Source organism: Pontibacter roseus DSM 17521, from assembly GCF_000373265.1.
GTDB classification, from domain to species: Bacteria; Bacteroidota; Bacteroidia; order Cytophagales; family Hymenobacteraceae; genus Pontibacter; species Pontibacter roseus.
On sequence record NZ_KB890762.1, the window covers coordinates 266892 to 289101 of the forward strand.

Sequence of the window (22210 nt, forward strand, 5' to 3'; positions counted from 1 at the left end):
TAGCCTGATAGCTAGCAGCGTATAGTGGCAGACCAAGCCTAAAATATCCCTTCAATAGCAATGCTTGCATATATTTTGTGCAAAATATAGAACCCCATCTATCCATTTTCGTTTACCCTCTGAGCTTTCGCTGCAGTCTTACTATTGGGCTGCCTTCAAAATTCCCTTGTACTAGAAAATGGAAAAATTTTATTTCTCAGGTGCTTCCAGGCTATATTGGCTTCTTGGCATTTGTATCTTTTTCTTCAACTCCCATAACTCCTCAGCCACCTCTGAACGTCCTGCTTCTCTATCTTATCTGCCTGTTGCCTCTGGCCCTACGGTGCAAGCGCGTGCCTCGCTGGTAGGAGCCGTCACTTTGGAGTGGAACGCCCTCTCCGGTGCGACGCAGTACGTGGTAGAGTCCTCCCTACAGCGGGACGGTGGTTTCCAGCCCCTTGCCACTGTAACAGCAGTCGCCGGTAAAATCAGGTATAGCCACCGCGTGACGGGTCTAGGGTATGGCGAGACGCACTATTACCGTGTAAAAGCCGTGACGGGCTCCGGCGATACGGAGTACAGCAGTCCGGTCAGCGCAACAACGCATGTACAGGGCAAGGTTTTCAACATCATGCCGCTCGGGGATTCCAATACACATGGCGCCAACTCAGCCGGCACACGCCCTGAGGCTGAAAAGATAGCCTACCGCAAGCAACTCTATGATTTGCTGACCGGTGCCAAAGCCAAAGTCAGTTACGTGGGCAGCGAACGGTCGGGCAGCAAGTACCTGGCAAACGACCAGCACGCCGGTTTCTCCGGAGCCCGCACCATGGACATCCTGAGCCTGCTCAAAACAAGTAGCTATCGCAATCAAGCGAACGAACTTGTTTCAAGAGGCTCTGGCACCTACCTTGACAAGTATAACCCTGACATCATCCTACTGCACATCGGCACGAATGGAGGCAAGTTCGGGGTATACGACGACGAGGCAACCATAGCGGAGGTAGGGGCGATTCTGGACGAGGTGGATGCCTATGAAACCAGAGCGAAAAAGGAGGTCACGGTGGTGCTGGCGCGCATCATCAACCGGGTCCCTAAAGATGCGAATGACCCTGACATTGGCCATACCACCCGCTTCAACGAGAAAGTGGCTGCCCTGGCAGAGAAACGCATCCGGGAGAAGAGCGACCGCATCGCTGTGGTGGACATGGAAAAGGGCGCGGGCATCGTCTACAAATTCGTGGGCCAGGGAGGTGACATGGAGGATTACCTGCACCCGCACACAACCGGTTTCCAGAAAATGGCCAACACCTGGTTCAAAGCACTCAAACCGCTGCTCGAGCCTGTCGCTGCCGATACCAAGGCACCGGAGACCACTATCACCGAAAAGCCTGCCGCTGTCTCTAAGAGCAAGACGGCTACTTTTGCTTTTTCCAGCAACAAGAGCCCGGTCTTTTTTGAGATGAGCCTGAATGGCGCCGCCTATACCACTACAGGCAGTCCCATCACGCTGAACAACCTGGCCGACGGAACCTATACCTTCTCGGTGCGCGCCGTGGATGCCGCCGGAAACAAGGATGCCACACCCGCCACCTATACCTGGACCATCATCACGGCTCCGCCCACAGCTCCGGTTTTCACAGCCGTTTCAGAAGATAGAGGCGCTAATCAGAACGACCAGGTAACCTCAGACAACAGCATCCGCTTGTTGGGTAAGGCGCAGGCGGGCGTGGAGGTGAGCGTGAGCCTGGAGGGGAAAGGCGAACTGGGCAAGACCAAAGCCAACAATGTAGGCGACTGGGTTTTCAATTACGAAGGCACCTCCCTGGCTGCCGGAACCTACCGCTTCACCGCCACCGCCACCGACATAGCCGGCAATGTGAGCGCAGTCAGCAAGGCCTTCCCAGTGACGATTGACACGACTGCGCCTGATGCCACTCTTTCTACACAAGCAAAAAGCCCGGTGAAGGAGGCCTTCTCCATCCAGCTGGAATTCTCAGAGGAAGTATATGGACTAACCGCAGCGGACATCACCGTGACGAACGCGACGCTAAGTGATTTGACCGCTGTAGACAAAGCCACCTATACCGCTACCATCACGCCGCCAACCACTGGGCAGGGCAACAGCACGGTCGCGCTGGCGGCCTCGAAAGTGGCTGATTTAGCAGGCAACGCCAATACCGCCTCCAACAAATTGGAACTGAGCTACGATAGGCAGCGTCCCAAAGTAGTGCTGCAGTCTTCGGCTCCCGCCATCATCAAAAGCCCCTTCACCGTGACCTTCACATTCGATGAAGCAGTGGCCGGGTTTGCAGCCGCCGACATCACCGTAGACAACGGAGCAGTAAGTGACTTTACCGCCACGAGCGGCAGCGTGTATACGGCCCAGGTGACGCCTGTTTCTGACGGGGAGGTGCGTGTGAGTGTGGCCGCTGACAAAGCGGCCGATGCCGCCGGCAATGGCAACCAGGCTTCAGCGGTGCTCCAGCGGCTGTACGATGTGGCGCCTCCAGCCGTGACTTTGAGTACCTCCGCCAAAAATCCTATCAACGGTGCTTTCCCGGTGAAGGCAGAGTTCAATGAGCAGGTGACCGGCTTTTCGCTTAGCGCCATCACGGTGACCAATGGCCGAGCCAGCGACTTGCAGAAGTCGGGCGATACGGGCTATACCTTCATGGTAACGCCTATTGCCGATGGGGAGGTGACGGTGGCGGTGAAAGCCGACGCGGCCAAAGACCAGGCGGAAAATGGCAACAAAGCCTCTAACGTGCTAAAACTACAATATGATGGCACCAAGCCAAGCGTCGAGCTGAGTACCGATGCACCGGAACTTTCCAATACGGTTTTCACGGTTTCCATACGCTTCAGTGAGGCAGTGGAGGGATTTGCGCTGAATGACTTGAGCCTAGGTAACGCCACTGCGGGCAACTTCAAACAGGTCAGCAAAGACAGGTATACTGTGGAAGTAACTCCTACAGCTGATGGTGAGGTGACGGTGCAGGTGGCCGCCGCCAAGGCAGCAGACGAGGCAGGCAACTCCAATACGGCTTCCAATCTCCTGAAGCGCCGGTATGACGCGACAGCTCCGAGCGGCTACGCTATCCGTTTCGACACCGAGAAAGTAGACGTGGCCAACCAGCAGAATGTATCGCTCACTGTGGCGGGAGCCGAAGAGGGAGCGACCTATTTCTACAGCATCTCCAGCAACAACGGCGGCGAAGCCTTATCAGGTACGGCTACAGCCGCAGCAGCAGGCTTCAAGATTCCCGGCCTGAACCTGCAGCGGCTCAACGACGGCACCCTGACAGTGACCTTCTACCAGGTGGATGCCGCAGGCAACCGGGGCAAAGAGGTGTCGGCCCAGGTGGTGAAGAACACGAAGAACGTGGTGTCGGTGCAAGTGCCCGGGCGCATTACCGTTCCCTTCCGAACTGCTTTTGAGAAACTGGGCCTGCCGGGGCAGCTGGAGGTGACCTTCTCCAACGGGGAGAAAGAGCCGCTTCAGGTAAGCTGGCAACGCGGTGACTACGATGGCATGAAACCAGGAAGCTACACACTGAAAGGCGACCTGGTGCTCCAACCGAACTCCACGAACGAGCAGAACCTGAAAGCCAGCATCAACGTGGTGGTAGAGCCCAACCTGGCACCCACTATACTGAACCTGAGCACCAATACCTTCAAGCCCAATGCAGGACCAGCGGATGTGATTGGTCTGTTCAGTACCGTCGACCCGGATGACGGGGAGCATACCTATACCTTGGTGGATGGTGCGGGAGCCCAGCACAACAGCCGCTTTGAAATCAGGGACAACCAGCTATACCTGAAGTCAAACGCTGGCTTGTCCGGCACGCCCTCGCTCAGCATCCGCGTCCGCAGCACCGACCCCTACCAGAACACACTGGAGCAGACCTTCACCCTGAAAAAGGAGGTATATCAGCCCGAGAAACTCAAATTGGTGAATGCCTTCTCACCGGATAACGATGGCGTGAACGACACCTGGACGGTGCCGGAGCTCAAGTTCTACAACGAGGTCAGCATACAGGTGTTCGACAGAGCCGGGGTGCGCCTGTTCCATACCACCAACCCCGAAGAAGGCTGGGATGGAAGAGGGCAGAACGGGCAGGTGAAGCAGGGGTCGTATTTCTACATCATCGAGGTGAAGGACATTAACCTGGTGCAAAAAGGTGTATTAACAGTATTGAAGTAATCTAAAATGAATAAGCTTAACTTTTTACCTTTCCTGTTGCTTTTTGTAGTGGCCGCCCAGGCGCAAAGCATCAAGCATGTAAGTAATTTCTCCGCCTACCAACAGTTCTACAACCCCGCACTCACGGGCAATGAGGGCTCTGTGGCGAAGTCTTTTTACAGAAACCAGTGGACCGGTTTTGAGGACGCACCCAAGACGATTTTCTTTTCCGCCGAAATGGATGCGGCTGATTTCAGCAAATCGGTTGACAAACGGAAGAACTTCCAGTTTCGGGATTCCGGAACAGGCTACCAGGGAGCCAAGCATGCCTTTGGCCTGACGGCGCTACAGGACCGGTTTGGGCCTGCGCGGGAGACGCAACTGCAGCTGAATTACGGCACAGGCGTGCGGCTCTCCGAGAAGCTGAGCCTGCGCTGGGGCGGTGCCCTGACTTACCACAACTACCGTGTGGATGGCAGCAGCCTGGTGGTGGACGAGGAGAGTGATCCGCGCTACCAGGACCTGTACGGACAGGACGCCCGCAGCAGCAAAGCGGACCTGAACCTGGGCATTGCCCTGGCTTCGGGCAACTACTACCTCGGTTACGCCATGCAGGACGTCACCAGAGGGCATTTCAACTTCAACGGCGATACCTTCTCCAAGGAACTCTATACCCGCAAGCACGTGGTGCAGGCAGGCTTCCGGACCGATTTGACTGACCAGTTCGGGATGATTGTGAACGGGCTCTACCAGTACGACCAGCAGGTGAAAAGTACCACCGAGGCACAGGTGAAACTGGTCTACCAGAACATGGTTTGGCTGGGTGGGGGCTACCGAAACGAGCTGGCCTACAACCTGGCGGCAGGTGTCAACTTCAGCCAGCTGCGCATCAGTTACGCCTATGAGTCACCTATACAGGAGGCCCGTTCCATCCAGAAATCTACGAACGAAATCGGACTTTCCTATACCTTCCGGCCAGCCACCCAAACCCGTACCGGTAGCTATAGTGTCTCGTTCTGGTAAGCGGGAACTGTTTGCCTTACCTTTTGAAAAGCTTTAGGAACAGCTGTTGGCGCTGTCCAGGGTATAGCTGCTGTAGCTGTTGCATCATCCAGTAGCCAAGTAATCCAGAAGCAGGTACCAGCACATAAAACCAGTCAGACACGAAGAGCAGCAGAAAGCATGAGCTGATGAGCAGCAGGACCAGGCTGGCCACGGAAGAGGTATTGGCTTTCATGGAGACGGGCTTGTCGATATAGATGGGTCTGGCGCTCGACCAGTACAAACTCATAGCCGTGAAGAGAAAGGCACAGCATACGTACATGCTCATTCCTGCGGTAAACAACTCGTCTGTTGAAAAGCTGAAATAAAGTAGCGAGATGGTAAAGTCCAGTGCCAGGGGCCATTTGATGAGCTGGAGCAGCAGCTTGTGCAGTTCCTTCCCATCGGTAGCGGTTCTATCGGCCAGCAGCCAGAAGTGGCGCAAATAGCCCCAGATGTTGTTGAAGACGTAGGTGAAAATGATGGCAGGAGAGGCTAATAGCCAAATCATGGCAAAATTGCCGTACATGTGCTTGCCTTGCTTGGCATAGAAGAAAGCATCCAGCGACAGGAAGACGACTTTGAACACCAGCGCCATCAGCAGCGCGATTCGGGCAGACCTGTTCTGCAAAAGTAAATCAGTGGAGAAGGACCTGCCCGCTTTTGCATTTTCCTGTACTCTCACCGACTCGCGCCAAGTATATTCTTCCAATACAAGCCCCGCCAGCAGTAGCGCCACAAAGGCCGTCGTGCTCACCAGGAGCGTAAAATTTTCCTGCACCGTCAACAGCACAAGCGATGAAACTACCACCGCAAGCAATATCGCCAGCAGCAGTCGGGTAAGGGAGGTATAGCGCAGCTTGTTCTCCAGCACCGTTTGCAGCATGCGTTGGGCGGCATGGGTGCCAATCAGCACATAGCCCATCCGTAGCCCGAAGGTATAGTCGAGTGTAGTGGAAAGGGACGTCATCGCAAGCAGGAAACCCGACATGGCGAAGAAATAGGTGGCCACCAGGTCGTTGCTGTAGTTGAGCAGAAAGCGCTGCCACGGATGGAGCGCATGGAAGCCTTTGAACCAGGTCTGCAAAGGGCGATAGCTCGGGGTGTAGTTGCGTATCAGCGTCATAAATGCGACAAGCACCAGCAATGCCTGCCGAAACACAACCTCAAAGTCCGGCGGAAACCCCTCAAACGTACCGTCTACTGCGGCCGCTGCCACCCAGCCGTAGAACAGTCCCATCAATACAAAACCAATCAGGCTCACAAAGCCCCAGGTGTTTTGGAAAGGGCTGAAAGCCTGCCTTATTTTCAGCGAGAGGTAGTAAAGAATTACAGCCATTCGATTTTCTTTTTCTGTTGTGTCTCCGGTTGTAACAGGTCCAGCAGGGCCGAGTTGATGTGGGTGGTTCCTCCGGCCGTGAAAGCCTCCATCGAACCCGCGAAGGTCAGTTGTTGGTTGTGCAGCACCGCCACATGCGTGGCTACCTGTTGTACATAGCTCAAATCGTGTGAAGACAGGAAAATCGCTCTGCTGTCGCTGCGGTAGGAGTTGAGGAAGTCGATGCTCTGCTGCGCCGCCAATGGGTCGAGGCCCGAGAAGGGCTCATCCAGGATGAGTAGGTCGGGGGTATGCAGGATGGCCGCTATTAGCCCTATTTTCTTTTTCATGCCAGTGGAGAAACCCGACAAACGCCTGTGCAGGATGTCCTCGTCAAAGAAGTAAGCCACCAGGTCCTGTATCCGCACGGGCAGCAGCCCGGCGTCAACCTGGTAGAGTTTTCCGGTGAGCTGCAGAAACTGAAAGGCAGTGAGTTCCTCTATCACTGGGTTGTTCTCTCCCATTACGCCTATCCGCCGCTTCACCGCCTGGGGCAACTGGTGGTATACCTCGCCATCGTAGGCGACAGAGCCCACTTCCGGCCGTAGCAGGGTAAGCAGTATGTTGATGAGCGTCGTTTTTCCAGCGCCGTTTGTGCCCAACAAGCACCAGACTTCTCCGTTCCCAATGGTCAGGTTGAGGTTGTCTAATATGACCTTGTTCCCAAATGTTTTATGTAAATCCGTCAGCTGTATTTCCATGCGTGGCGTGTTTAGCGGCTATAACTCAGGCCAAAATACATCTTCGCCGGGGAAATAACCAGTCGCCGAACGGAGCAGGTATAGGTATTAGACGAAAAGGCGAATTGCCTCTATCAATAGAAGTATTAAATGATACGATTCACTTGGTTCTTTTACTATCAGGCGAAGCCAAGTGCACAGGTATAGCCTTTGCAGTTAGCTAGACACATTGCAGCTTCTGCGACCAAACCTACATTTTCTTCACCTGCAGGTATTCCTGCGAGGAGGAATAAGCGACTGCCCTTGAGCCCACCTTTGACTGGTGCACCGCCAGCACGGCCAACCCGAACAGCAGCGCTGCCACGAGTTGGTGCAGCACACCAAGTACCAAGGGCACAGCCAATACCAGCGTCGCTATGCCGAGCGCGACTTGCGCTATACCTGTGAGGAGCAGCAACTGAATGGTGCGTTGTCCGGAAGCGGCGATTGGGGTGCGGGTGGACTTGTACCAGAACCAGCATAACAGGCCAAGCACCAGCAGCGCGAACCAGCGGTGCAGAAACTGCACGGCCACTCCATTCTCCCACACGTTCTGCCAGGTGAGGTGCCCGAGCAAATGGGTAGGAAAAATCTCTCCCTCCATGAGCGGATAGGTGTTGTAGGAGAAACCCGATTTGAGTCCGGCTACAAAGGCACCCAGCACTATTTGCAGTAAAATGGCGGCCAACACCCACCATGACAGTTTATATAGAGGAGCAGGACTTGTAGAACGCTGCTGGGCAGGGGTGAGGAGGTCAGCAACCGTCCAGAGGATGACCCCAATAAGGGAGAAAGCCAGCACGAGGTGTGCGGCCAGCCGGTAGTGGCTCACATGCGGCATGTCGCTGAGTCCGCTTTTCACCATAATCCAACCCATGGCTCCTTGGGCCATACCCAAGAGCAGAATCAGAAGCAGGCGTTTGAGGAGCCAGCCGGAGAGCCTTCCACGGATGAGGAAGTAGAGGAGAGGGAGAATGAAAACCATGCCGATGAAGCGGCCCAGCAGGCGGTGCAGGTACTCCCACCAGAAGATGCCCTTGAACCCGGAGAGCGTCATGCCCTGGTTGAGTTTCTGGTACTCTGGGAACTGCTTGTACTTCTCGAACGTCAGCAGCCACTCGGCTTCCGAGAGCGGGGGAAGGGTCCCGGAGATGAGGTTCCACTCCACAATGGACAGGCCTGACCCGGTCAGCCTGGTTATGCCTCCTATCACCACCATGGCCAGTATCAGGAACACGCCACTGAGCAGCCACAGCACGATAGGCATACTGTCTTCTTTCTTTTGCATCGTCCGTAAAACCGCAAAATTGCAGACGACTGCTATACCTGCTGATGATGCATCTCTTTTCAGTTAGTGATTTTCGTCAGTGCGATTCCGGAGATTTTTACAGGTGTTCTTTTCAGGTGCTGCGCACGGTCTTGAGCACCTCGGTTGGCGTACTGCTTGAGGTCACTTCCTTGAAATCGCCTCGCATGGCTTTGAGCGCATAGCGCTCCTCATCAATCTCGCGCCTGGACCGGATGCCCATGGCCCGCATAACGGGCAGGGGCGGGCACCAACCCTGCAGCCCGTGCTGGAGCAGGAAAGTAGACACAATGCCGGGAAGCAGGAACCAGCGCCTGTTCACGAAGGCACCCAACAAAGTGCCGGTCAGTGCCAACGAGGCAGCGTTCACCTCCAGGGTGCGCTCAATGCTCCATTCCTTGTCCAGTTCCCGGAGCCGTTCCGTGATGGCGTCGCTGCTCTTCACCTTGTAGCGCGAAATGCTACTTTTTATAGAATCGTCCACGGCTTCATTCGCACTGTCCAGTGAGCTTTCCCGCACGCGTCCCTGTACCTCCTGTTGGTTATTTTTCATATTGATTGTCTGATAGCTGTCGTATTCTGCTATACGCAGCAGGGTGACTTCAAAGTTGTACAAAAGCAAGGGTAGGAGGGAAAACGAAATTGATTGATATAGTTCTTACTCCTTTCAGGAACAGAACTGGAAACGATTGACATCCCTATACTCCTCCGAGGAGGAGTATAGGGAACACTGAACATCCCCCTGCCCCTTTCGAAAAAGGAATTCCTGCTACGCTAGCTGTCATTCCTCCCTTAGCTGTTTTTTATACCTCATCTGTCATTTAGGCGATAGGAGAAATCTATTACCCTACTGGCCGCACATCCAGCGCCAGCGCAGATGCGGCTTTCTATGAGCCTCTTCTGTAACGGGCCCGCATCTTCCACCGCCGGTTCAAGCGCAGCGTGAACCGGCGGTAGGTATGGTAATAGATTTCTCCTATCTAAATGACAAGAAAAAGTATCGAAATGACAGAAATGGGTAGAGGAATGATAAGAGTGTGAGCAGGTATAGCAGAAAGGGATGCGTATAGGTATAGCAGGTATATATGTAAAACTTCTTCAGAAATCTGTAAACGGCTGTTAAAGTTTATGCGGTACTTTTGCAAAAGAAACCGTACATTCGCTATACCTGAAGCAGACGCCTTGAGTCCATTACGCACCATACTGACCTTAGCACTCGCCTTGCTAGTCGTTTTCTCCTCGCTGGGGATGACCATGACGCGGCATCTGTGTGCTGGTGAGGTGATGTCGTTTTCCTTGTTTTCGCATACAGCTGAGTGTGAGATGGAGCAGCAGAAAGAAAAGCTGCCGCCCTGCCACCAGCCTGCTGCTGACGAGGATTGCTGCCAGGACCAGACCATCGAACTGGAGGTAGAGGACCAGCAGACCTTCAAGCTCTCACTTCCAGATATGACCTTTATTGCTGCCTTTGCAGCGGTTTGGACTTCCCTCTTCGAATTATATGAACCGGCCTCCGCTCTGGTTCTGGACTATTCCCCCCCCTTGCTCGCCCTGGACATACCGGTGCTCGTGCAATCCTTCCTGCTATAAATCCGCTTATTCGTTTGCGCTTAATCCCTATGGGGTTGGGCTGATTTTGTTGCTGCCTACCGGTCAGCCACTCTTTCCTGTATTCAATCGAATAAAGCATGTTAAACAGCATCATTAAATTCTTCCTGGAGCAGAAGCTGGTCACCGTACTGCTTTTGCTCCTTATCGTGGGCTGGGGCATCATCGTGGCGCCCTTCAACTGGAACGTGAGTTTCCTGCCCCGCGACCCTGTTCCAGTAGATGCCATTCCGGACATCGGCGAGAACCAGCAAATCATTTTCACCGAGTGGATGGGCCGCTCGCCTCAGGATGTAGAGGACCAGATTACGTACCCGCTGACCACCTCGCTGCTCGGTATGCCGGGCGTGAAAACCATCCGCTCCACTTCCATGTTTGGCTTCTCCAGCATCTATGTCATTTTTGATGATAAGGTGGAGTACTACTGGAGCCGTTCCCGCATCCTCGAAAAACTCAACTCGCTGCCCGCTGACCTGCTGCCGGCGGACGTCACGCCCAAACTGGGACCTGATGCCACCGCTCTGGGTCAGGTATACTGGTATACCCTGGAGGGACGTGACGAAGAAGGCAAGCCTGCCGGAGGCTGGGATTTGCACGAATTGCGCAGCGTCCAGGATTTCTATGTGAAGTATGCCTTGGCGGGTGCCGAAGGCGTGGCCGAGGTTGCCTCGGTAGGCGGCTATATCAAAGAGTACCAGGTTGACCTGGACCCGGTGGCTATGAAAGCCAACAACATCACCATGATGGAGGTGATGAACGCCCTGCAGGGCAGCAACCAGGAGGTAGGGGCCAGCACCATAGAGATAAACCAGGTGGAGTACCTGGTGCGCGGGCTAGGTTACGTAGAGGAAATCAGTGATATAGAGGAGGCCACGGTGCGGGTGAACAACAACGTGCCCATCCGCATCCGCGACATCGGGCGGGTGAACATTGGCCCCGCCGACCGCTCTATGCTGGGCGTGCTCGACAAGGGCGGTGCCGAGGCCGTGGGCGGTGTGGTCATTGCCCGGTATGGCGACAATCCGCTGGCGGTCATCAACAACGTGAAAGAGAAGCTGGACGAAATCGCGGCCGGTCTTCCCTCCAAAAAGCTGGCCGACGGGCGCACTTCCAAGGTGACGGTGGTACCTTTCTACGACCGTACCCAGCTGATAAACGAGACTTTGGGCACATTGAACTCCGCCATCCTGCTGCAGATTCTCATCACCATCATCGTCATCATCGTGCTGGTGTACAACCTACGTGCCTCGCTACTGATTTCGGCGCTGCTACCGCTGGCTGTGCTCATGACCTTCATCCTGATGAAACACTTCAACGTGGATGCCAACATTGTAGCGCTCTCAGGTATAGCCATTGCCATCGGCACCATGGTGGACTTGGGCATCATCCTGAACGAGAACATTCTGCGGCACATGGACGAGGCGCCCCTTGGCCAATCGCTGCTGAAGACGGTGTATGAGGCCACTGCCGAGGTTTCCTCCGCCATCCTGACGGCAGTCTCAACCACGGTTGTCAGCTTCTTGCCTGTGTTCACGCTGGAGGCGGCGGAGGGCAAGCTGTTCGGTCCGCTGGCCTACACCAAAACGTTTGCACTTGTGGCCTCTCTGGTATTTACGCTCCTCATCATGCCAGCCTTCTCGCACTTCATATTCGGACTGAAGTCGCGCAATATCGCTTGGTCCAAAATCATGAACTGGCTGCTGTTAGGGCTGGGGCTAGTTGCGCTGTTTATTTTGCCGCTAGCGGGTGTTACGCTGCTTCTGATTGCAGCCAACAACCTGCTCAAGTACTACCAGCCGGAGCGATTTGGGCCTTACCATACCTTGGTGATGGTATCGGTGGCCGTGCTGGCGGTGTCGTGGTGGCTGGCCTCGGAGTGGGTGCCGCTGGGGGTGTCGGTGAGTCTGTTCGTCAATTTCCTGTTCATCCTGCTGGTCATCGGGCTGTTCCTGGGCATGTTCACACTCTTCATTCGGGTATACCCGCGGGTGTTGAACTGGTGTCTGGCGAACAAAGGCACTTTTCTGCTCATCCCGGCTTTCATCATGCTGCTGGGCCTCACCATCTGGGTGGGCTTCAACGGGGTGTTCGGTTGGGTGGCCACCGGCTTTGACAAGGTAGGAGTGAATGTTCGCACCTCGTCGCCCTGGAGCGGCTTGGTGCATACCTTCCCGGGTATGGGAGAGGAGTTCATGCCCTCGCTGGACGAAGGTGCCTTCCTGCTCATGCCCACTTCTATGCCGCACACGGGCGTAGAGGCCAACACACGCTACCTGCAGCAGCTCGACATGCTCATCTCAGCCATACCGGAAGTGGAGATGGTAGTAGGCAAGGCAGGTAGGGCGGAGACGGCGCTGGATCCGGCTCCAATGTCGATGTACGAGAACGTGATTCAGTACAAGTCGGAATTCATCACGGATGCGAACGGTCAGAAGCTGCGCTTCGAGGTAGACGACGAAGGAAACTTTGTGCGCGACGAAAAAGGCGATTTGATTAAAGACAGCAATGGCGAGTACTTTCGACAGTGGCGCGACCACATCCGCACACCCGATGACATCTGGAATGAGATAGTGACGGTGGCGGACCTGCCCGGTGTGACGTCAGCTCCTAGATTACAGCCCATAGAAACTCGCTTGGTGATGCTGCAGACAGGTATGCGCGCCCCTATGGGGGTGAAGGTATACGGGCCGGACCTGCAGACCATAGAGGACTTCAGTATGCAGTTGGAGCGCTTCCTGAAAGAGGTGCCTTCCGTGAAACCTGAGGCTGTTTACGCAGACCGCTCCCTGGGCAAGCCTTACCTCGAGATAGACCTGGACCGCAGGGCCCTGGGCCGGTATGGCCTGAGTGTAGCTGATGTGCAGGAGTATATCGAGGTGGCCATGGGCGGAATGGCGCTGACCACTACCGTGGAAGGACGCGAGCGCTACTCCATCCGGGCACGTTACGCCCGCGAGTACCGCAACGACCCGCAGTCGGTGAGCCGTATTCTCATCAGCACATCCTCTGGTGCCCAGATTCCCCTGGCCTCGGTGGCGAAGGTGGAGTTCCGTCCGGGACCCATGATGATACGGGGCGAAGATTCCTTCCTTACAGGTTACGTGCTGCTGGATAAGCGCGAGGGATTTGCCGAGGTGTCGGTGGTGGAGGATGCGCTGCGCTACCTGCAGGAGAAAGTGGAGAAAGGGGAACTGGTGGTGCCGGCTGGCGTGAGCTACAAGTTCTCTGGCAACTACGAGAACCAGGTGCGGGCCGAGGAGCGACTCGCCTTCATCGTGCCACTCAGCTTGCTCGTCATTTTCCTGATACTGTACTTTCAGTTCCGGTCAGTGGCAACCACGTTCTTTATCTTCACCTCCATTGCCATGGCCTTTGCCGGCGGCTTCATGATGCTCTGGCTCTACGGGCAGGATTGGTTCCTGAACTTCTCGTTCGGTGAGACCAACATGCGGGAGCTCTTCCAGATGCGCGCCTTCAACCTGAGTGTGGCGGTATGGGTGGGCTTCATCGCCCTCTTCGGCATCGCCACAGACGATGGCGTGGTGATGGGTACCTACCTGAAACAGAGCTTTGAACGCAACACTCCCAATACCAGAGCAGGCGTTCGGGAAGCCGTGTTAGAGGCCGGTATACGCCGCGTTCGTCCCTGTATCATGACGACGGCTACCACCTTGCTGGCGCTGCTGCCGGTGCTCACCTCTTCAGGCCGTGGCTCCGACATCATGATTCCGATGGCTATACCTTCTTTCGGCGGTATGACGGTGGCCTTGATTACCCTGTTCATCGTGCCGGTGCTGTACAGCTGGCGCGAGGAACTCAAACTTAAAAAAGAGACCCTATGAATAAGATACTGGCTTTCCTAATCCTGTTGCTGGCGGCCATGCCCCTGGCACAGGCCCAGACGCTGGACGAATACCTGCTGACAGCGGGTGAGAACAACCCGACGCTGAAGGCACGCTATGCCGAGTATGAGGCTGCCCTGCAGAAGGTGCCGCAGGTCGGTGCTTTACCTGACCCGGAGGCGAACTTCAACTTCTTCCTCAAGCCCATGGAACGCTACATGGGCAACCAGGTGGGGGATGTGTCGGTGATGCAGATGTTCCCCTGGTTCGGCTCATTGGGCGCGGCCAAAGACGAGGCCCATTCCATGGCGCAGATGAAATTCTCCTCTTTCATAGAGGCCAAAATCAACCTGTACCACGACGTGCGTACCGCCTGGTACCAGCTATACCAGATTGACCAGGAGTCAGAGCTGATGGAAAAGGAACTGCAAATCATGCAGACGCTGGAGCGGCTGGCACTGGCCAAGTATAAAGCTGCCCCAGCGGGAGGCAGCAGTTCCAGTGCCGGGACCCCAGCCCGTTCCACCACCTCTGGTACCGGCTCCAGCGCAGCCGCAGGAGGCTCCTCAGGTATGGCCGGCATGGGTGGCTCTGGCAGTGGCACGCCTGCCACCAGCAGCAATATGAGCAGTGGGGCAAGCATGGGTGGTATGGCCAGCACCGGAGGCAACTCCATGGTGGACGTCATGCTAATTCGATTGCAGGTGAAGGACCTGGAAAACAGGATGCAGCTGCATCACGATTCGCGCAGGCCTCTCGAAATCAAATTCAACAACCTGCTGCACCGCAACCCTTACCTGCCGGTGGCTTCAGCCGATACTTTGCTCCCGGCGGCAATGCCGGCTTCCGTCTCACTCATACAGGATTCCATCCGCCTCAACCACCCCATGCTGAAGATGTATACCTGGGATGAAAAGGCGCGGGAGTCGCAGCTGCGCATGGCGCAGCTGATGGGCAGACCGATGATTGGCGTTGGACTGAACTACATGGTGTTCCAGTCCCGCATGGATGCCATGTCGGGCGAGATGGCCGGCGGCAATATGGTGATGCCCATGGTGAGCGTGTCGCTGCCGATATACCGTAAAAAGTACAACGCGGCCAAGAAGGAAGCGGAGTTTGCGCAGCAGGCTGCGGGCTACCAGCGGGAGGCGACGGAGCGACAGCTCTTCACGGAACTGGAGAACCTGCTCTATGACTACCAGAGCGCCGAGAGCCGCATGAAGCTGCTGCAGGAACAGGTGGCGCTGACGGAGCAGGCGCTGCTTCTGCTCACCACTAACTACTCCGTATCCGGTACGGGTATAGAGGAGATTATACGTCAGCGGCAGTCGGTGCTGAGTTACCGGCAGGAGTTGGTGCAGGCCGTCACCAACCAGAACATCACCGTCTCCGCCATCAACAGACTGATGCAGGGCGATAACTAGATTTAAGCAAACGAGCATTCGATATACGACAAAAGACATTCATACCATGACATCAAGAAATAAAAGAATCGGCACCTATATCCTGGTCGCGCTGGGAGGTCTGCTGCTGGGCTGGCTGATTTTCGGGGGCCGCACCGCGGACCAATCGCACGAACACGCCGCCGGGGAAGTGGCTGGTGCCACAGAGTATACCTGCTCCATGCACCCGCAAATCAGGCAGGATGGCCCGGGCAAATGCCCGTTGTGCGGCATGGACCTCATACCCGTGAGCAATGGCGGCGGTACCTCCTCTAAAGCTAACCGCTTCGTACTGGAAATGACACCCGAGGCCATCGCGCTCGCCAACATTCAGACCACCCCGGTGGAGCTGGTGAACCCGGAGAATGAGCTGACGCTATCAGGCAAGGTAAGTCTGAACGAGCAGGAGGTATCCTCCATCACGGCTAAATTCCCTGGTCGCATCGAGCGGCTGTACGTGAACTTCACGGGGCAGGAAGTACGGCAGGGGGAGCGGTTGGCTTCCATCTATTCGCCGGAGCTGATTTCAGCGCAACGGGAGCTGCAGGAGGCCGCCCGCGCCAGAGACCTGATGCCCGAACTATACGAGGCGGCCAGAGGCAAGCTGAAGCTGTGGAAGCTGACCGATGCACAAATCAAACGCATTGAGAACGCTTCTGAGCTGATTACGAATTTCGACATCTATGCCAATACCTCCGGTGTGGTGACGGAGCGGCTGGTGGCAGCCGGAGACTACGTGACGACAGGCTCGGTGCTGTTCCAGGTGGCCAACCTTTCCTCGGTGTGGGTGGTGCTGGATGCCTACGAGGCAGACCTCGCCTGGATAAAGCAGGACGCCAACATCACCTTCACGGTGCCAGGTATACCAGGTAAGGAGTTCACGGCTAAAGTCGCTTTTGTGACCCCGGTGCTGGACCCTACCACCCGAGCCATAGAAGTGCGCGCCGAAGTGACGAACCCGGACAAGCAATTGAAGCCAGGTATGTTCGCTGATGCCCGCATCAAGACTTCGACTGGTGCTAAGGAACAATCATTAGCCGTTCCGAGCAATGCCGTGCTATGGACTGGCAAGCGCTCCGTGGTGTACGTGAAAGCGGAGGGGCAGGAGATGCCTGCTTTTGAGATGCGGGAAGTGACGCTTGGTCCTCGATTGGGCAATCTATACCTGGTGGAATCTGGCTTGCAGGAAGGGGAGGAAGTGGTGAGCAACGGAGCCTTCGCCGTAGACGGCGCTGCGCAGCTGCGGGGTAACTACAGCATGATGTCGCCACCGCCAGCAGGTGGACCAAAAGCACCCGAAGCTTTCCAGAAACAGCTGACAGAGCTGGTGAACCAGTACTATACCTTGAAAAATGCGTTGGTCGCCTCGGATGTCCCCGCCGCCCGACAGGCTGCCGGCACCTTTGTGGTGAAATTGGGGAAAGTAGACATGGGCCTGCTGGAGGGTCCGATGCACGAGCAATGGATGCAGCTGCTGCCCGCGCTGAAATCGAATGCGGAAGCCATACAGAAAAGCCGTGATTTGGACAAACAGCGGGCAGCTTTTTCCACACTTTCCAATCACCTGATTGAGGCGGTGGAGGTATTCGGGACTCAGCACGCAGTGGCCTATAAGCAGTCGTGCCCGATGGCTTTTGGGGACAAAGGCGCATTCTGGCTGAGCGAGAAGCAGGAAATTCGGAACCCATACTTCGGGGAGGCGATGCTGGCCTGCGGCGAGACAGAAGAAACCTATAGAAACGGACAGGCAAGTGGCGCTACAGAAGCTAAACAGCCTTCCGCACCGCAGGGGCATCAGCATTGATTTTCGCTGCTAAAGCTTTGTGTCATTCCAACAAAAGGATGAGTTCTGCTGCACTGACTGCCATTCCACTTCCTTTTTGTCATTTCGGCGATAGGAGAAATCTTATTATTATCTAGCCGCACATCCAGCCCCAGCGCAGATGCGGATTTTCTGGGGTCGGCTAGGAAGGAAACAGAGGAAAACGCAAGATGCGGATTGGCTCGCATGGCTCACCGCCGGCTCCCGCTGCGCTCGCACCGGCGGTAGTGTCATAACAGATTCCTCCTATCTTCGGAATGACAGGAATGGTGAGAAGGAGTAAAGGACTGAGGAGAAACGACAGTATACGGAAGTGACAATTTCAACTACTCTCCACCCGCTGCATCACCTCCTTCATAGGCGATTTCCGTTACCTCCACTTCTTCCTCCACACGGCCCATGCGGAGTTTGACTGTTTGGCCGAGGCGGGCTCCTGTAATGGCGCGGGCGATGGGGGCTACAAAGGCAATGCGTCCTTCTGCAACGGACGCCTCATCCACGCCAACTATAGTGAATTCGCGCATTGTGCCAGGCTTGCCGCCGCTGCGGGTAATAAGCGTGACGGTGGCTCCGAATCGAACTTCGTCAGAAGTTTGGCTGAGCGGGTCAACCACCTTGGCCGAGGCTAGTCGGCCGGAGAGGGCACTGAGCCTCGCGTTGAGGACGGTGAGTTGACGGGTACGGTCTGCTTCGTTTTCCCGGTTCGCCTCCACGAGGGAGCGTTCGGCTTCCAGTTCCGCTAGTTCTTCGCGTAGCTTTTCCAGGCCGCGGGGGGTGACGTAATTGGGAGTGCCGGGCGGCAGGGCGGCACGAGGCGGTATGATGGGCGCTTCGCCTGCATCATCTTCTTTTACAAAAGCTCTGCTCATGAGAGCGTATACCGAAAGGGGGCGGTCCAAGTTGTGGACCGCCCCCTTTCGTGTTTCCGGCTATACCTGTTTTTGGTTCAGGTATGGCGGGTGTGTTGCTGTTACATCGGCATTCTCAAATCGTATTCCTTGCCTTCCGCAACAGTGAGTTTGTAGCCTCTCAGCCAAGGGTTGAACAGGCGCAGGGTCTTGTAATTGGTACCCTGTTCCAAAGCGTAAGTAGCAAGGTCAGGTATAGACGATGTAACGGTCACGTTGCGGGAAGGCAGCGGATTATAGCCTTTATCCTCGGATAGCTCAAAGCCATATTTCTGCGGATTGCCCAGCACCTCTTTCAGCGCCAGTATGCGGAAAATGTAGCGGGAAGTTTCGTCATTGAGGTATAGGTCGTAGAAGGAGGAGACGCCCTGCTGCTTCATGGCACGGTCAATGCCGGCCATACCCCGGTTGTAGGAGGCGGCGGCATCGGTCCAGTTACCGAATTTCTTTTTGGCGGTATGGAGGTAGCGGCAGGCAGCGAGGGTAGACTTCTGTACATGGAAGCGCTCATCCACCTCTCCATTCACGACCATGCCATAGCCGCGGGCGGTGTCGGGCATCAGCTGCCAGAAGCCGGAGGCGCCGGCAGAAGAGGTCACCTGGCTGAACAAGCTCTCGGCGAGGGCCAGGTAGATGAAGTCTTCCGGTATGTCGTTCTCATTCAGGATTTGCCGTATCTCCGGCAAGTAGCGCTGCATGCGTTTGAGGCCGAGCAGGGTACTGGTATGCAGGTAGGTGTTGGCCAGCAGCTCGCGGTCCAGCCGCTCCGCCACATCAGGTATGTGCAAGGGCACCGGCTCACCGGCAAAACTGATGGCATCGGGCAGGGCAGGCGAACTGAACATCTGCCGCATGGAATTCATACCCCCCTCCCCATCTTTGGAGGGAGTGGCGTTCAGTTTGCGGCTATTCTGGCTGCAAAGCTGCAGCGTGAGCAGAAGAGCCACTAAAACCCAACCGTACTTTAAAAACTGCTGTCCCATAATGTTCTCCTTTCTTGTTATGCTACCTATAATCTATAACTGTATTCTGATGCCATTCATTTTCAAGTTAAGGAAAAATCCTATCAAGCCCTAGGTGCTGGGGGGTAATTCTATGCTGAGTGCAGGTTTTGGAGCCAAAGATACCACCACCCGCACTTCTGTCACTTCCCTTTCCTGCCGAGGCAGAGCTTCAGCGCCAACGGCATCCGCTTGGCCCAGGCCGACTCAAAATGCGGTGCTTTCGGGTCTTTCACCCAGTAGTAATCCTTGCCGGGGCGGTAGCCTTTCTGTTGCAACGCCTGCAGCATGGCATCTATACCTGGCTGCAGCTTCGCCTCTAACTCAATGCCGCCGTTGTCGATGTAAAGGAACAGCTTCTTCTTTTCGCCTGCATAGTTCTGCACCTCCTGTACGTAATCGATGTGCATGATTTGAAAGGCAGGCGACATACAAATGGCCTTTGAGAAAACATCCGGATGCTCCCAAGCTAACATGAAGGAGATAGTGCCGCCGGCAGAGGAGCCGCCTACCAGCGTATGCTTCGGGCCGGGCTTGGTGCGGTAGGTCTGGTCGATGAGCGGCTTTACCGTGTGCAGCACAAAGTCCATGTAAGCTGTTCCTTTTTCGCCGGGGGTATACTCTTCCATCCGATCAGCGGTGTTGTTGATGCCGACTATAATCACCGGCGCAATCTCGCCTTTCCGGATGAGGCTGTCGGCTGTTTCATCCACCTGCCAGTCGACGCCAAATGAGCTGGTGGCAGGGTCGAAGATGTTCTGTCCGTCGTGCATGTAGAGCACCGGGTAGCGCTTTTTGCCATGCTCATACCCCGGTGGCAGCCATACCACAAGGTCTCTGTTCTGCAAACCTTTTCCGGCCACATCCCGGTGGTAGCGCAGCTCTCCCGTCACGCCTCCTGTCACTTTCCGTCCCCTTTGCTCCAGCCAATACTGCACCTCATCGGTCACAATGGTATCCTTATGTATGCTGATGCTGAAGTTTGGCAGCGGCTGTCCATTCGTGTCGGTTCCCTGCCGCTCCCAGGAGCCGAGCGTGTATTTGTATTGCACGGCGCTATCCTGCAGTTGCAGGGTCTTGGTCCATGTCTTGTCTCCGTTATAGTCCAGCAGTACCCTGGCCGGATTCCATTCACCCAGCTCCGGTGTGCTGCCGGTCAGGTATACCTGTGCTGTATCTGGCAGCGAGGGGGCATGCAGCCGGAAAGTGACGCGCAGGCCATCGGACTTGACTTGGGCGAGGACGGCTGTGCCAAGCAGGGACAGCAAAAGCAGCAACAGGTATCTCATAGGCGGAGTTCAGAGGCATCTAATGTCCAAAGTAAGGGTATCTTTCGGGCTCAATTTGTCTGTGCTGACCAGGTAGTACCCGTACACGTTGAGCGCGCTCCGGTGCAGCGCTTTGTATACGTAATCATCGGGCTGACAGCAAATCTGCAGGTAGTTGATGCCTTCTTTGTACAGTTGCAGGGCCACCGCTGGCAGAGTATGGATATTGGTTTCGTTCAGGTTGAAGGCTGTCATGGTTTTAAGCACCACATCCGGCTCAGGCATGACGCGCTGATTGTTTTTGAGCAAGTTCTCCATCCAGAAACTGGCACGGGCAAGAGGACTGATGGAAGTGATTTTCAGTTGGTATACCTGGTACGTCTTCCAGAGGCCCAGACCGTCGTCCGTCATCTGGAAGTAGTCCTGCAGCCGGGTATGGCAGGAAAGCAAATCGATGTGGAAGTTTGGCTTTGCATCTGTCACCGGTTGCACCTTGATTCCCCTGGCCGTTGAGAAGGTGAGGTAGGCGAACTCATACTGAGAAGTGTTCCGGTAAGACTTTGACAGCAGCTTGAGCACGGGCAGGTTGCTGGTGCGCAGGGTGGTGAACTGGGGGCGCAGCTGCTTGGGCTCGAAAAAGTGCGTGGCCAGATGCGCAGCCAACTCACGTCCCAACCCGTGATTCCGGTAGCTGGGCGCCACCCGCGCATTGAACCCGTAACCTGCATCCGTGAGCTGCCCGTTGTGGAGCATGGGTACCTGTGCCCCGATGGCGGAGGCTATTGGTGTGCCTGCCTGGTCTAGGGCGACATAGGACTGGTAATCGTCGAAAAGTTGCGCCCTGCTGTGAAAGTGTTCGCGTACCGTTTGTAGCTTGACCAGGTACCCCTGTGGCGACGTGCGCTCCAATTCCAGTAAGGCCTCCTCGTACTCCGGACTGTAAGGTACAATCTGGAAAGATTCCTGCATCCTGTTTTCTACAAGTGTCGAGCCCATACCTGCTGCCTTTAATGGATGTGAAACCTTCTATATCAAGGTTGTGGTTATCTGTTGGTTTGAGACTGTAACCTTTGTTTTGAGACGTATGGCTCCAGTGTGTTCCGCTTTTGCCTATAAGTCTCCTGGTCTCCGTAGAGATACACGGTGCGGCGGGAGCGGCTAGCCAGTGCTCCTATACCTGCTCCGGCCACGGCTCCCAATCCAGCCCCTATGGCTGTAGAACCGGTTTGGTCAATGATTTCCAGGCAGTCGATGAATCCGCCCTGCCCGGTAGGCTCACATGGACTGTAAGCCACATACCCAACAACCGCCCCAAGAACCAATCCAGCCAATCCGCCCAGTAGAGCGCCGCCGCCTGCTGCGTTTTTGCGGCTGATGCGCAGCAGATAGACGTCTTTCACGGCATAAGATAAAGCTGCAGCCCTGTTGTCAGGTATAGCCTTTTGCGATTCCGGGAGGGCCAGCAGGTGCAGTGTGGAATCACCTAGCGAAGTCAGGATGCCGTCTACTTTCAGACCCTTTTTCGTCGTAATTTGTGTCTGGTAGATGGGTAGTTTTCTGCTCTGCCCAAAGCCAGTTTGCAGCACCATAGAAAACAGCAGGGGCAGTAGCAACCATTTCATATGGAGGAGATAAAAAAATTTGAACAGGCACAGGGGTGGTTGCTAAATTATACGCTTTTCTGAGCATGATAGCCGAGGCACAAGAGGT

Annotated in this window: 15 protein-coding genes; 6 read left to right on the forward strand and 9 right to left on the reverse strand. The window is 55.5% G+C overall.

The window, feature by feature from the left end; all coding sequences use genetic code 11:
• Positions 1 to 178 precede the first annotated feature (178 nt).
• Positions 179 to 4186: an Ig-like domain-containing protein gene (locus B051_RS0107685; protein ID WP_018477611.1), complete on the forward strand. Its 4008-nt coding sequence runs from the start codon at positions 179 to 181 to the stop codon at positions 4184 to 4186.
• A 6-nt stretch (positions 4187 to 4192) separates the two neighbouring features.
• Positions 4193 to 5188 carry a PorP/SprF family type IX secretion system membrane protein gene (locus tag B051_RS0107690; RefSeq protein ID WP_018477612.1) on the forward strand — a complete coding sequence of 332 codons (996 nt, stop codon included), beginning with the start codon at positions 4193 to 4195 and terminating at the stop codon, positions 5186 to 5188.
• 16 nt (positions 5189 to 5204) lie between these two features.
• Here B051_RS0107690 and B051_RS0107695 read toward each other — a convergent pair whose 3' ends face one another.
• From B051_RS0107695 to B051_RS0107710, 4 genes are all read right to left on the reverse strand, one after another.
• A complete protein-coding gene (locus B051_RS0107695; RefSeq protein WP_018477613.1) occupies positions 5205 to 6545 on the reverse strand; it encodes a hypothetical protein in 1341 nt (446 codons plus the stop codon).
• Complete coding sequence (locus B051_RS0107700; RefSeq protein WP_018477614.1) at positions 6536 to 7285, reverse strand: ABC transporter ATP-binding protein; 750 nt, start codon at positions 7283 to 7285, stop codon at positions 6536 to 6538. The genes B051_RS0107695 and B051_RS0107700 overlap by 10 nt, the downstream gene beginning before the upstream one ends.
• A 229-nt stretch (positions 7286 to 7514) precedes the next feature.
• Positions 7515 to 8591 (reverse strand): COX15/CtaA family protein, encoded by a 1077-nt coding sequence (locus tag B051_RS0107705; RefSeq protein ID WP_018477615.1) that lies wholly within the window; start codon positions 8589 to 8591, stop codon positions 7515 to 7517.
• Between the two features lie 112 nt (positions 8592 to 8703).
• A complete protein-coding gene (locus tag B051_RS0107710; protein WP_018477616.1) occupies positions 8704 to 9162 on the reverse strand; it encodes a DUF2892 domain-containing protein in 459 nt (152 codons plus the stop codon).
• 629 nt (positions 9163 to 9791) lie between these two features.
• Here B051_RS0107710 and B051_RS21030 point away from each other — a divergent pair.
• The 4 genes from B051_RS21030 (at position 9792) to B051_RS0107735 (ending at position 17305) form a co-directional block, all read left to right on the forward strand.
• Positions 9792 to 10199, forward strand: coding sequence for an HYC_CC_PP family protein (locus B051_RS21030; protein WP_157578691.1), 408 nt, complete (start codon positions 9792 to 9794; stop codon positions 10197 to 10199).
• A gap of 98 nt (positions 10200 to 10297) precedes the next feature.
• Entirely contained in the window at positions 10298 to 14059 is a 3762-nt protein-coding gene (locus tag B051_RS0107725; protein ID WP_018477619.1) for an efflux RND transporter permease subunit, read from the forward strand.
• A complete protein-coding gene (locus B051_RS0107730; protein ID WP_018477620.1) occupies positions 14056 to 15483 on the forward strand; it encodes a TolC family protein in 1428 nt (475 codons plus the stop codon). Before B051_RS0107725 ends, B051_RS0107730 begins: the two co-directional genes overlap by 4 nt.
• A 46-nt stretch (positions 15484 to 15529) precedes the next feature.
• The gene (locus tag B051_RS0107735; protein ID WP_018477621.1) at positions 15530 to 17305 is read left to right on the forward strand and encodes an efflux RND transporter periplasmic adaptor subunit; all 1776 of its coding nucleotides are present in this window, start codon (positions 15530 to 15532) and stop codon (positions 17303 to 17305) included.
• Between the two features lie 344 nt (positions 17306 to 17649).
• Here B051_RS0107735 and B051_RS0107740 read toward each other — a convergent pair whose 3' ends face one another.
• The 5 genes from B051_RS0107740 to B051_RS0107760 form a co-directional block, all read right to left on the reverse strand.
• Positions 17650 to 18192, reverse strand: coding sequence for a GreA/GreB family elongation factor (locus B051_RS0107740; protein WP_033316760.1), 543 nt, complete (start codon positions 18190 to 18192; stop codon positions 17650 to 17652).
• Between the two features lie 101 nt (positions 18193 to 18293).
• The gene (locus B051_RS0107745; protein WP_018477623.1) at positions 18294 to 19214 is read right to left on the reverse strand and encodes a lytic transglycosylase domain-containing protein; all 921 of its coding nucleotides are present in this window, start codon (positions 19212 to 19214) and stop codon (positions 18294 to 18296) included.
• Between the two features lie 161 nt (positions 19215 to 19375).
• On the reverse strand, positions 19376 to 20521 hold the full coding sequence (locus tag B051_RS21035; RefSeq protein ID WP_018477624.1) for an alpha/beta hydrolase-fold protein: 1146 nt from the start codon (positions 20519 to 20521) through the stop codon (positions 19376 to 19378).
• Positions 20522 to 20530: 9 nt separating this feature from the next.
• The gene (locus tag B051_RS0107755) at positions 20531 to 21496 is read right to left on the reverse strand and encodes a GNAT family N-acetyltransferase (RefSeq protein WP_018477625.1); all 966 of its coding nucleotides are present in this window, start codon (positions 21494 to 21496) and stop codon (positions 20531 to 20533) included.
• A gap of 47 nt (positions 21497 to 21543) precedes the next feature.
• The gene (locus B051_RS0107760; protein ID WP_018477626.1) at positions 21544 to 22122 is read right to left on the reverse strand and encodes a YqeB family protein; all 579 of its coding nucleotides are present in this window, start codon (positions 22120 to 22122) and stop codon (positions 21544 to 21546) included.
• Between the last annotated feature and the right edge of the window lie 88 nt (positions 22123 to 22210).

Excerpts from the sequence above, each read along its gene's own strand:
- B051_RS0107685 (WP_018477611.1), top strand. The coding sequence starts at position 179 with ATGGAAAAATTTTATTTCTCAGGTGCTTCCAGGCTATATTGGCTTCTT.
- B051_RS0107735 (WP_018477621.1), top strand. The coding sequence starts at position 15,530 with ATGACATCAAGAAATAAAAGAATCGGCACCTATATCCTGGTCGCGCTG.
- B051_RS0107690 (WP_018477612.1), top strand. The coding sequence starts at position 4,193 with ATGAATAAGCTTAACTTTTTACCTTTCCTGTTGCTTTTTGTAGTGGCC.
- B051_RS0107705 (WP_018477615.1), bottom strand. The coding sequence starts at position 8,591 with ATGCAAAAGAAAGAAGACAGTATGCCTATCGTGCTGTGGCTGCTCAGT.
- B051_RS0107745 (WP_018477623.1), bottom strand. The coding sequence starts at position 19,214 with ATGGGACAGCAGTTTTTAAAGTACGGTTGGGTTTTAGTGGCTCTTCTG.
- B051_RS0107755 (WP_018477625.1), bottom strand. The coding sequence starts at position 21,496 with ATGGGCTCGACACTTGTAGAAAACAGGATGCAGGAATCTTTCCAGATT.
- B051_RS0107700 (WP_018477614.1), bottom strand. The coding sequence starts at position 7,285 with ATGGAAATACAGCTGACGGATTTACATAAAACATTTGGGAACAAGGTC.
- B051_RS0107760 (WP_018477626.1), bottom strand. The coding sequence starts at position 22,122 with ATGAAATGGTTGCTACTGCCCCTGCTGTTTTCTATGGTGCTGCAAACT.
- B051_RS0107740 (WP_033316760.1), bottom strand. The coding sequence starts at position 18,192 with ATGAGCAGAGCTTTTGTAAAAGAAGATGATGCAGGCGAAGCGCCCATC.
- B051_RS0107730 (WP_018477620.1), top strand. The coding sequence starts at position 14,056 with ATGAATAAGATACTGGCTTTCCTAATCCTGTTGCTGGCGGCCATGCCC.
- B051_RS21035 (WP_018477624.1), bottom strand. The coding sequence starts at position 20,521 with ATGAGATACCTGTTGCTGCTTTTGCTGTCCCTGCTTGGCACAGCCGTC.
- B051_RS0107695 (WP_018477613.1), bottom strand. The coding sequence starts at position 6,545 with ATGGCTGTAATTCTTTACTACCTCTCGCTGAAAATAAGGCAGGCTTTC.
- B051_RS0107725 (WP_018477619.1), top strand. The coding sequence starts at position 10,298 with ATGTTAAACAGCATCATTAAATTCTTCCTGGAGCAGAAGCTGGTCACC.
- B051_RS0107710 (WP_018477616.1), bottom strand. The coding sequence starts at position 9,162 with ATGAAAAATAACCAACAGGAGGTACAGGGACGCGTGCGGGAAAGCTCA.